Source organism: uncultured Gimesia sp. (assembly GCF_937919775.1).
Taxonomy (GTDB): Bacteria; Planctomycetota; Planctomycetia; order Planctomycetales; family Planctomycetaceae; genus Gimesia.
In genome coordinates, this window is the sequence record NZ_CALFPF010000056.1 from 1 (window position 1) to 1,925 (window position 1,925).

Annotated in this window: 2 protein-coding genes; both read right to left on the bottom strand. The window is 49.9% G+C overall.

What is annotated here, in order from left to right:
- Positions 1-80: 80 nt before the first annotated feature.
- Positions 81-1,250: a lipid-A-disaccharide synthase gene (gene lpxB, locus Q0294_RS01505; RefSeq protein WP_299460106.1), complete on the bottom strand. Its 1,170-nt coding sequence runs from the start codon at positions 1,248-1,250 to the stop codon at positions 81-83.
- Between the two features lie 332 nt (positions 1,251-1,582).
- On the bottom strand, positions 1,583-1,925 hold a 343-nt coding region (gene rplU / locus Q0294_RS01510; RefSeq protein ID WP_299460109.1), incomplete at its 5' end, for a 50S ribosomal protein L21.

Sequence of the window (1,925 nt, forward strand, 5' to 3'; positions counted from 1 at the left end):
CCCCAAATTCTCATTGGAAATTTGGCCTTTATATGCCTGAATTCACCAGATCAGCAGTAAGGAGTGTGTTTGCGTGTATACTACGCGGCTACTTTTTGGCGAGGCTCTGCCTGGATGTGGCTCAGAATAGATTCAGCAGCCTGCGCAGAGGCGTCAGGAATCGCGGTTTCATTGTAAAGCGAGGTGAGTTTATTGCGTGCCCGCTCCAGAGAAAGCGGTGTGTCTAGCCAGTCACTCATGATGGTGTTAATTTTTGCGATATCTTTATCCGGAGATCCTACAGAAGGAAATTCGGGCATTAATTCTCGACCCGCGATCAGATTGGGGAGCGACATGTATTTGCAGGTGATTAACAGGTGAGCCATCAAAAACATTCCCCAGTGACTGCGGTAGATCACAACGGCGGGGGTTTTTCTTGCCAGCAACTCCAGGCTGACGGAACCTGAGACCATCAGACAACATTGCGCTGATTCGATGATTTCAGAAGTCTTTTTCAAATAGAACAGGATCGGCAGTTCGGTAGCCTGTTGCTGTTCCGTAAAATTTCGGCAGAGTTCAAGATGTGCTTCTTTATAACAGGCGACGGGAAAGGTCGCATCGGGAAACTGCTGCGCGAGTTGGCGAATAATTTGCAGCATCATGGGAAAGTTGCGCGTGACTTCACTCGTGCGCGAGCCCGGCAGGATGCCGACGATTTTTTCCCCGGATTGAGCGAGTTCGTCCAGCATGTTCTGGTCCAGAGGCTTAGAAGCAACTTCATCAAAAAACGGGTGACCAATGTAATCAACTTTGACGCCCCGTGATTCGTACCACTCCTTCTCAAACTTTAAGCCCGAGAGAACATAATCAATATTTTTGCGAACACGCCGAATTCTCCAGGGAGCCCAGGCCCAGAGTTGAGGTGGTAGATAGTAAAACACGGGGATGCCGAGGGACTTTGCTTTTTTAGCGACCCACCAGTTAAAGCCGGGAAAATCGACCAGGATCACCGCGTCAGGACGTTCCGCTTCCAGATACAGGCCGACCTGTTTGATCAACTGAATGAATTTAAAAATCAATGGCAATACATTGAAGATTCCCATCACGGCGTAATCGGTCAGACGGACTTCCAGATGACAGCCTGCATCTTGCATTTCCGGTCCGCCAAACGCTGAGAAGCGGGCATCCGGGCGACGATTTCGAATTTCGTGAATCAGGTGAGCCGTATGCTGGTCGCCACTGGGTTCGCCCACAGAAAAAAACAGGTGCATCAGACTATCCTATCCAGCTATTCAATCGGTTCACAAAGAGAAACGAAACATGACACGTCAGGGGATTGTTTTGGAATCATCGGTCAGGAGCGGAAGCGGCTTCCCAGGTTGAACTGATTACAAAAACTGCATAAAGTTATGCTGAATAATGGTTTTTGGTCAACCCCGTTTTTCGAGCGCAAGGCATCGGGCGGGCGGGACAGGCATCGCCGGTTATGCAAAAAGCTCCCTGAAACGTGGTTTCAGAGAGCTTAATATGAAGCGAGCTTTTATTTTCCTGCCCGCAATTCGCGCGCGGGCTGAGGTGCTTTACTCAGCAGACAGCAGCGGTCTTAGGCTTTTGCACCAGCAGGTTCAGCGGCAGCGGATTCAACGATTTCCAGGCCGGGAACATTGATCGCTTTGATGCGAACCGTTGTGTATTTCTGGCGGTGGCCTGTGTGCCGACGCGAATTTTTTCGTCGTCGAAACTTCTGGATTTCGAGCTTTTCGCCTTTCAGCTCGGGCTGAACGACTTCCGCTTCCACAGTGGCACCCTCAATAGTCGGGGCACCAATGGAGCTGGCTCCACCACCGTTGGCAAGCAGAATGCTTTCAAACGTAATAGGATCACCTTGTTTTGCTGTAGCACGGTAGTCAATAGTCAGGATTTCTCCTTCCTGAATCATATATTGA

Excerpts from the sequence above, each read along its gene's own strand:
- lpxB (WP_299460106.1), bottom strand. The coding sequence starts at position 1,250 with ATGCACCTGTTTTTTTCTGTGGGCGAACCCAGTGGCGACCAGCATACG.